The organism is Prosthecobacter sp., assembly GCF_029946185.1.
Taxonomy (GTDB): Bacteria; Verrucomicrobiota; Verrucomicrobiia; order Verrucomicrobiales; family Verrucomicrobiaceae; genus Prosthecobacter.
The window spans coordinates 1-9,008 of sequence record NZ_JAQSEA010000007.1 but is presented as its reverse complement, the minus strand read 5'-3'; the positions used below and the strand labels follow the sequence as shown (position 1 = coordinate 9,008).

Genomic DNA, 9,008 nt, shown 5'->3' with positions numbered 1-9,008 from the left:
CGGCGTCTCCCGCCTCCACCTCCTCTGCCCCGATCCCTGGCCCAAGAAAGGCCACGTCGCCCGTCGCCTCGTCAATCAAAGCGAATTCCTCGGCGGCCTCCACCGCATCCTCACCCACGGCGGCGAATTCCTCCTCAAGACCGACGACCAGCCCTACTTCGAAGACGCCCTCGCCAGCTTCGCCACCCGCGAGCACCAGTTCAAACAACTCGACTGGCCCGCCGATGCCTTCTTCTATCCCACCACCGACTTCGAACAAGACTGGCTCCTCATGGGCCGCACCATACATCGTGCGAGATGGCAAAAAATCGGACGTTAAAATCCGCCCATGCTCCGCCGCAGCCTCCTCCTCCTAGCCCTCAACCTCAGCATCAGCCACGCCGCTGAAACCCGCACCCGCGTCGCCCTAGCCGGAGACTCCACCGTCACCGACAAAGCCGGCTGGGGAGCCGCCTTCGCCAAACTCCTCGGCCCCAACGCCGAGTGCCTCAACTTCGCCGGAGGTGGCCAAAGCACCAAAAGCTTCCGCGACACCGGCAACTGGAAAAAAGTCCTCGACTCCAAACCCGCCTACGTCCTCATCCAGTTCGGCCACAACGACATGCCCGGCAAAGGCCCCAAACGCGAAACCGACCCCGCCACCACCTACCCCGAAAACCTCACCCGTTTCATCCAGGAAGCCCGCGCCATCGGAGCCCAGCCCATCCTCGTCACCTCCCTCACCCGCCGCATTTTCGACAACCACAAAATTCGCGGCGAACTCAAACCCTATGCCGATGCCGCCACCAAAGTCGCCACCGAACAAAAGGTCCCCCTCGTCGATCTCTTCACGCGCAGCGTAAACCTGCACAACAAGCTCGGACTTGCTGAATCCGACACATTCAATCCCCCAAATGTCCCCAAAACCACCGGCCCCCAAACCACCGATCGCACCCACCTAAACGCCCACGGAGCCCAAGTCATCGCCAACATCATCGCCGAAGAACTCCACAAAGTCGCCCCCGAGCTCGCCCAGCACTTGAAGTAACCCCACGCAGCGTCTTGCAGCTTGGCGCAAGCAGCAAAGACGTCTATGATCCCATCGTGAAGTTTGCTGGCCAGCTATGGGGATTCAGGCACCTTGCGGGGGTGCTGCTGCTGGCGTTGGCTTCGCCAACTCAGGCCCAGACCACCGCCAAGCCCTGGGCCGAACGCGAAACCAAGCTAGCCAACGAATATCTCTCCCTTTTAGTGCAGCAACCGGAATATGGTCGCATTCTGGACCTGCTCTGGGCGCTCTATGAAAAGCATGACGCCACCAGCCTGCTCGTCGAAAATGTCTCCCAGCAGGCCGCGAACTCCCAATTTGAAGCCGTCAAAATCGTCGAGGCCCACCTGATCCGTCGCAGCGGAAATTTGCAACGGGCTGCAAAACTGTATGACGCTCTGCTAAAAGCGGACCCAAAGAACCTAACCGTTCTAAAATCACGAGCCGAAGTGGCCCGCGAACTGTCAGACCCCGCCACCGCATACACGCTGATCAAAAAAGCAGCTGAACTCCTGCCCGCCGATGACCCACTGGCACCGCAGATGTGGATTGAACTGGGCGCCATGGCCATGGCAGGAGGAAAAAATGCCGAGGCAGCGGATGCCTATGAGCAGGCGGCCAAGCTGAAGCCGCAGGACATTGACCTGGCCCGCCAGGTGGCGCAGTTGCTTCTGCAGGCAGGCTTTCCCGAACGTGCCGCGAATTTCTTCTCCAGACTGGCAGATCAAAAAGACCCGCAGCGCAAACTCGATGCCCTCTATGATCTGGCGCGCATTTACGAAAACGCCGATCAATTTGCGAAAGCCGACAAGGCGCTCACAGACGGACTGGCACTTTTGCATTTCCGTGATGGTCGTTATTTTGATTTCTTTCGCAAACGCGTGCGTCTGCATGAACGCTTCGGAACATTGGAAGATTTGCGCAAGACCTTGGAGGAAGCAGCCAAGGTCACGCCACCATCAGAACAGCCCCTGCTGGATGCCGCACGTTTCTTTGAGCTGACGGTGGAGCCTGACGAGCAGATGCGCTGGCTGCGCGCCTTGGTCCAGGCAGTGCCACAGGTTGAAGACTACCGTTGGCAACTGGTCCGTACACTGCTGGATCACGAAGGTGCCGCCGAGGCTGCCAAACTGCTCGATGAGCGGCTCAAAAACGACGGCGGTGATCTGCCCGCTTTGGTGCTGTTGCGTTGTGAAGCCGATTTGCGCAACGGCGATGCAAACAGTGCAAAGCAGCGCCTGTTGAAGCTGTTGGAGGCTCAAAACTCAACCGACGTCGAAAAGCAAATTCTAGGATTTGCACAAACGCGGGCACTGGATGCCATCATTGAAAAAATCCTGCGCGCACGCGTGGAGCGAGATCCGCAGAAAGCAGAGGCGGTCTTCAATCTGGCGGGATTTTTCCGTGCGCGCCGTGATGTGGCAGCGGAGGACAAGCTGCTCCATCAGTTTACCGACAGCGCGACGACTCCGGAAGAAAGGCAAAAACGTCTGAGCGATGCCTCGACCTTTATGGCGGCAAGCAATAACCTCGACAGCGCCATCATCCTGGCCCGTGAGGCGGTCTCCAAACCGGCTGCAGGACGTGGTGCCTGGCTGCATCTGGCGGAACTGCTCGCCGAACAGGGCGAGAACGACGAGGCGACGGATTGGATTGAAAAGGCATGGCATGCCAGCACGACGGACGAGGAGCGCGTGGATGTGGATGAGCGCATGCTCTCGATCCTGATGGGCGACACCAAGACGGCGGTCAAACCGGCCACAAGCGGTGAATTCAAACTCCCTGATGCGTTCACCGGCACGAGCTTCGCAAGCGATGACACTGAAGGCACCAAACGGGAAAAGCTGCCGGAGCCCGTGCTGGAGTTCGCACAAAAAGTCATCTCCAACGCCAGGCAGGTTGATCCCAAATCCAAAGATGCCCAAGCCGCAAGGTTTCGTGGTTGCTGGTGGGCGGCGCGCACGAACCAATTTGAGGATGCCTATCAACTGCTGAATGCTTTGGAATTTGATCCGGTGACTGAGAAAAAGCAGCCGGTATCGCTGGTGGTGGAGCAGTTGAAACTGGATCTGGCGCAGGAGGATGAAAACTATGCGCTGATGGAGCGGCAGTTGCGAAGGCTGTCTGAGTTGGATCCCCCGGGACGCGTGCGGTACACGCTGCGGCTTGCGGAACTGCTGATGGAAGCGGAGCGACGAGTGGACTCAGAAACGAGCAGCCCTGGCTGGAAGAGCGACACTCCTCTGCCCCCGCTAGGCGTGACAGCAGCGAAACTGCTGGAGCAGGTGTATCGCGAGTTTCCAGACTCGGGGCAGCTGCTCTCGGCGCTGTCTCAAATTTATTTCCTGCAACGCCGTGCGGATGACGCACTGGCGCTGTGGAAGCAGGCGGTGAAGCGGATCGAAGGCCCGGCTGCCATCCCGCTTCTGGAAAACTATGCGGACATCCTGCTGCGGCAGCATCGCATCACAGATCATGTGGAGGTGCAGGTGCAGATTTTGGAAAGTGAAACGGATGTGAAGCGCCGCCGCGAAGTGCTGCGCCGCTGCATCGACCGACTGATGTTTTCGGACGCGAGCGGTGGGGAACTGGCACCGAGTGTGGCACGCGACCGACTGAAGCTGCTGGAGCGCGCCCTGCAGGAGCGCGTGCAACGGCATCCGTTCGACGGCTTTTATCATGAGGCGCTGGCGCAGGTATATGAACGCGGCGGCGATCATGTGAAGGCCTTCGCGAGCATGAAGCAGGCGTATTACACCGCGCCGGACACACCGTTTTCACTGGATCAACTGCGCGATGCAGCGCTGAAGGTGGCGGATTTGAAGTCGGCGATTTATTTCCAGAAGCAGATCGCAGCCATGGCACCGCCGAAGGAGATCGCGGCCGAGTCGCGGCGGCTCGTCGAACTGCTGGAACAGACGTTTCAAATCACGGAGGCGGACCGCGTACGGCGGCGACTGGAGAGCCGGTTCGCGCAGGACGCGACGGCACTGGAGGAGCTGGCGAAGTATTATCAAAGCTCGGGGCAGGACGAAGCGGAGCGAAGGGTATATGAGCAGATGATCCAGGTACGCTCGTGGGACAGCCGTGCGCGGCTGCGGCTGGCGCTGAAGTGCCTGCGTTTTGCCGATGAAGCGGAGGCAGAGAAGCAGCTGCTGTTGGTGCTCGCCGCACAGGTGAAAGCACGCAATTACCCGACCAGTGGCGTGCGTGCTCCGCTGCCACTGACGGATACGCGACGCTCCGGCGGTGGCGCGACGACGGGGGACATTGTCTCGCTGCTGGATCTCGCCCCAGGTCTTGAGCGCAAGGATCTGGACACACTGCGGGCCTTCCTCGGCCAGCCAAGAGCGGAGTTTGCCGAATTGCCGGACGAAGCGTCTCTGGTGCGGCTCCGGGCTATTGAAGAGCTGGCAAAACTGCGCCACGCCCATGGTGGGGCGGCGCTGAGCCAGTGGATCAAACAATGGAGCACCGAGGCACAGGCGAACGAGGTGGAAAAACTCTGGGCGCTCTTTTATGCCGGTGCAGGCGCGGAGTTTCGCGTGGTGCTGAAGAAGGTGCTGCCGGACACCACCAAGCTGGAGGCGCAGTTTGCGATGCTCTGGCTGCTGCTACACAGCCATGGGATGGATGAGGCGGTGCGCTGGGCGAGCGAGAAAGGCTGGTCGCCTGAAGTGCTGAAAGCACGGGCCGGCCTGCTGCAGGCCTGTGTCTCGATGCTGGTGGATGTGAGCAGCTTCCGCTTTCGTTCCAGCAGTCTCAGTCAATTGGGCAACAGCCGGGTGCTGCGCAACGCCGCAATCGTGGAACTGACCCGCAAGCTGCAGGACAAGCAGCGGTATGACGAGGCGCTGGCACTCGGTGCCAGCCTGCCGCTCAATTCACCCGAGATGGAAATGGACTACTCGCTGTTCCTCGCACGCATTGCCGAAAGTGCTGAGCGCTGGGATCTGGCACGGCAGTACCTCGATGTGGCGGTGCGCGGCCCGGTGGCGGCGGGAAACTACCGCACCACGTACGATCCGTTTTTGCTGAGCCTCTCCTCTCTGAGCCGCATGACGAACTCCGAACAGCAGCGCGAGGAGGCACTGCAGGGAGCATGGCGCAGACTGCAGCGCATCCAGCCTTCGGCGATGACCGCCATTCGCAAGGCGGCGGTTGCTGGCTTGTCGGGTGCGGATCAAACGGGTGCCGATGCATTGGGTCGGTTTCTGTCCGGACCGTTTCTCGCCCAGCGTGATATGACGGATTCCAAGGGCAGCCTGCTCCCGCAGGGATCGTCACGCTATGAGGAGCCGCCGCATCTGCGCAGCCTGTGGGAGGAGACGCGGGAAATTCAGGCGCTGCTGGTGCAGCAGGGCCTCGGTAGCGTGGCGCAGGGTTCGAATGCCACCCTCACGCAACACTACGGGGCCACGATGCTGGGACCGCGCTCGGATTCGGAATTTGGCGAATGGCGCATCAATGACCTGCTAGGCAGGCTGCGCGGTGTGGACTTCCCCACACGGCGGCGACTGATCCGCGAGCATCTGGCTGCGGTGGATCTGCGCACCGAGCACTCGGTGGACACACTCGGCAACCTCGGCAGCCGCTTGGAGAGCGCAGGCTTTGTACGCGAGGCCATCGACATTTACAGCATGCTGCCAGACCGTGCGCCGTCGAATCCTGACTACGCGCTGTGGCTGCTGCGCGTGTGTGAAACGTCGATGGAGATCGAGCCGGGACTGAGCTACTCACTCCAGCTGCTGCTGGCCGAACCACCGCTCAAGCCGCCGCAACCCGGTGACGACACTTTGCGCGAAAAGCATGCGCTGTTCCTCTCACGCAATTTCAATGTGGATGAACTGCGCCGCCAGGGCTTCCGCGAACAATTTTCACAGGTGCTTGAACGCCGCCGCCCGCATGAGGCCGCCTACCTGCGTGAGCTCGGCCTGCTGCAGGAACGCATGCAGAATGATCAGGCGGCGCTCTCCGCCTGGGATCGTCTGCATGCCTGCTATGTGGCAAATGACCAGGCCGGCACCGACCTCGACATTGAGGCCAGTTTGCATCGTGCTCAGATTCTACAACGCCTTGCGCAACCCCAAGCCGCATTGAAAGTACTGCGCGTGGTACCGCTGGCAGAGCCGCTGGACCCCATCGCTCAGGATCTGCTGAAACTGCGCTGCCAGATCGCCACAGCCGCGGGTGCGTGGGATGATGTGCGGGATCTGATGACGCTGTGCGTCGAACGCCAATCCCTGCCCTGCGTGGTGGCGCTGGCCACGGGGCTGCGTACCCACGACCGCGCAACTGAGGCGCTGAATCTGCTGACTCAGGCGGATCGCACCATCAAGGGTGATCATGAACGCTTCACGCTGCGGCTGGAACAGCTCAAGGTGCTGGCGGCAGCGGCTGACTGGGCCCCGGAGCGCGGACGGGCGCAGATCGCAGCCTTGTTCCGCACCACGACCCGAGATCAAGATACACTCAAAGACATGCACGCCTGGCTCAAAGGACTGGCCTCAGGCAAACAGGCCGCAGGCTGGGCCGCGATACTGCGCACTGAATCACGGGCGGGCACGGACCGGCCGCTCGCAGCGCTGGCCCTGAGCGCCTTCACGGCGGGCCTGCCCGAGGAAGCGCATGCGGATTTCATCAGCGCCTGGCAGAAGGTGGAAGAAAAAGACCGGATCTGCATCGAGCTCGCGGCTGAAGAAATGCTCAAGACAGGACGTGCGGCATGGGCCTGGGACGCCTGCGAAATCGTGGCCGGCATCCCGACCTTCCGCGAGCAGGGGCGCAAGCTACCGCTGGCCGTGCGCGTAGCGCATGCCCTGCATGATGAAGCGGCGGTGCAGGAGCTTTTCAGTGAAACACTGCGGCTGACCTTCCCCGGCGGCGCGCAGACGATTGAGTGGGCGCAGGCTTTTGAAGACACCGGCCATGCGGGACTTGCCCAAGAGCTGCTAGCGGCAGCGCTGCGACGCCTGGAAGACACTGCCGCGCTGCAGCCGGAACTGTTTGCCGCGCAGGCACGCTTCCTTATGCGTCAGCGGGATTTTGAGGCGGCTGAGATTTTTCTCATGCGCATGAACTGGACCCTGCCGGCTGAGTCGGCAAAACTCATCTTTGAACTCTACCAAAGCTGGGGCAGACTAACAGACATCGAAACGGAGCTGCCCAAGTTCCACATGCCAGGAGGTGTGAAGCAGGAAATTCTGTTCCTCACCCGGCAGACGACCGCCAAAACCACGCCTCAGCCATGAATTCAACCATGCGACTTCTGATATGCCTCAGCGCAGGCGTTGTCATGTGCCAGTGTTCCAGCACCAAGAAGAAAAAGGAGGATGCATCCGAGCAAACTCTGGTGAAGCGCACCACTTCGGGGGTGGATCTAAACAAGCGCAGCCGGTATGAGAAATACATGAATGATCCCAAGATGGGAAAAAGCAGCGCAGGATCGTATTTTCAAAAGCAGACGCATCACTCCAAAAACTTCAATGGCGGCAACTCGTATTCCGGGCAGAAGGAGTTCAAGACCAGTCAGAGCCTCTATGGCAAATCAAAGGCAAATCTCGACATGACCTACGCGCTGGGAGACAAGCAGGCCCTGACCAAGAAAAATGGCTTTAAGACCGATGCATTCGGCACCCGGGAGGCTCGTGAAGGCAGCGCCGTCTTCAGCGGTGCCGACAGCAGCTTCAACACCAGCTCCGCTCTGACGCGCTCCCAAAGCACCGGCAAAGCGCCCAAAATCATCGAAAACTACAATGACAGGGGGGGCGGCAAAAAGAGCGCGTACTCGGAGGAGGAAGTGCGCAAACTGCTGAACCGGAACTGAACTGTGCCGTGGGCTGGCCCGCGCGTTAAACCCCTCAGCCGGCCTCTTGTTGATGACTGCGCTTGCAGGAGCAGATGCCCTTTCTATTCAACTGCATGCGCATCCTCCACACCGCAGACTGGCATCTCGGCGCCCGACTCGTCGAGCGCGACCGCCTGCCTGAGCATGCCGCTTTTCTCGACTGGCTCATCGACACGCTGCGCACTGAAAACATCGACGCGTTGCTTCTCAGCGGCGATGTCTTTGATGCGGCGAACCCTCCACAGGATGCGGTGGGTTTGTATTTCGACTTTCTCAAACGCCTTGCAGATCTGCACACCGTAAAGGCCGTCATCACTGGAGGTAATCATGACTCTGCTTCGCATTTGAATGCGCCGCGTGAACTGCTGAAGCGCTTTGAAGTACACGTCTTCGGTCATGCAGGTGAGAACATCGTCGAACTCGGCGACGTCGTCGTCGCCGCCGTGCCCTTTTTGCGTGAACGAGATCTGCGGCAGGCTGCGGCTGGTGAGGCCATGACGGATGTGCAGGCCCAGGTCCGCGCCGCCATTCGCGCTCATTACTCTGCGCAGCTCACCGCCTGCCGTGTGCTGGCGGGAAAGCGGCCCGTCATTGCCATGGGGCATCTCACCGTGCTGGGTGCCACCACCAGCGACAGTGAACGCGACATCCACATCGGCAATCTCGGAGCCGTGGGCGCGGATGTGTTTGCGGGTTTCGATTACACGGCGCTGGGACATCTGCATCGCCCGCAGCAGGTCGGAGGCGTGGAAACTGTGCGCTACAGCGGGTCACCCGTCGCTCTCAGTTTCTCTGAAGCTGCGGATCAAAAGTCTGTGGTCGTCCTCGACACCCAGGGGATAAAAATTCAGACGCTCCCAGTGCCCGTCACCCGCCTGCTCACTCGTGTCAGCGTCAGCCGCGCCACTCTCGCTGCGGATCTCGTGAATGTGCCCGCCGCAAGCTGGGCTGAGGTCACGGTGAAACTTGATGCGCCCGAAGCTGATCTTGACCGCCAGATTCGCGAAGCAGCCGCCGGTCGTTTTGAGGTATTGAAAGTTCTCACCGACCTGCCCGCCACTCTCGCCTCCACCTGGCAGCACACCGGCCCAACCCTCAGCGAACTCCAGCCCCGCGAGGTTTTCCGCGAACTGC

At 60.6% G+C, this 9,008-nt stretch carries 4 protein-coding genes and 1 pseudogene; all 5 read left to right on the top strand.

Annotated features, from left to right (window positions below; translation table 11 throughout):
- Window positions 1-319: pseudogene (locus PSV43_RS00275) on the top strand (tRNA (guanosine(46)-N7)-methyltransferase TrmB); the annotation flags it as partial.
- Window positions 320-328: 9 nt separating this feature from the next.
- On the top strand, window positions 329-1,027 hold the full coding sequence (locus PSV43_RS00270; RefSeq protein WP_300192508.1) for a rhamnogalacturonan acetylesterase: 699 nt from the start codon (window positions 329-331) through the stop codon (window positions 1,025-1,027).
- A gap of 14 nt (window positions 1,028-1,041) precedes the next feature.
- Window positions 1,042-7,278, top strand: a complete 6,237-nt coding sequence (locus PSV43_RS00265; protein ID WP_300192506.1) for a tetratricopeptide repeat protein — start codon at window positions 1,042-1,044, stop codon at window positions 7,276-7,278.
- A gap of 8 nt (window positions 7,279-7,286) precedes the next feature.
- A complete protein-coding gene (locus tag PSV43_RS00260; RefSeq protein WP_300192504.1) occupies window positions 7,287-7,853 on the top strand; it encodes a hypothetical protein in 567 nt (188 codons plus the stop codon).
- Window positions 7,854-7,948: 95 nt separating this feature from the next.
- Window positions 7,949-9,008, top strand: a 1,060-nt coding sequence (locus PSV43_RS00255; RefSeq protein ID WP_300192502.1) for an exonuclease SbcCD subunit D C-terminal domain-containing protein, incomplete at its 3' end; no start/stop codon positions are given.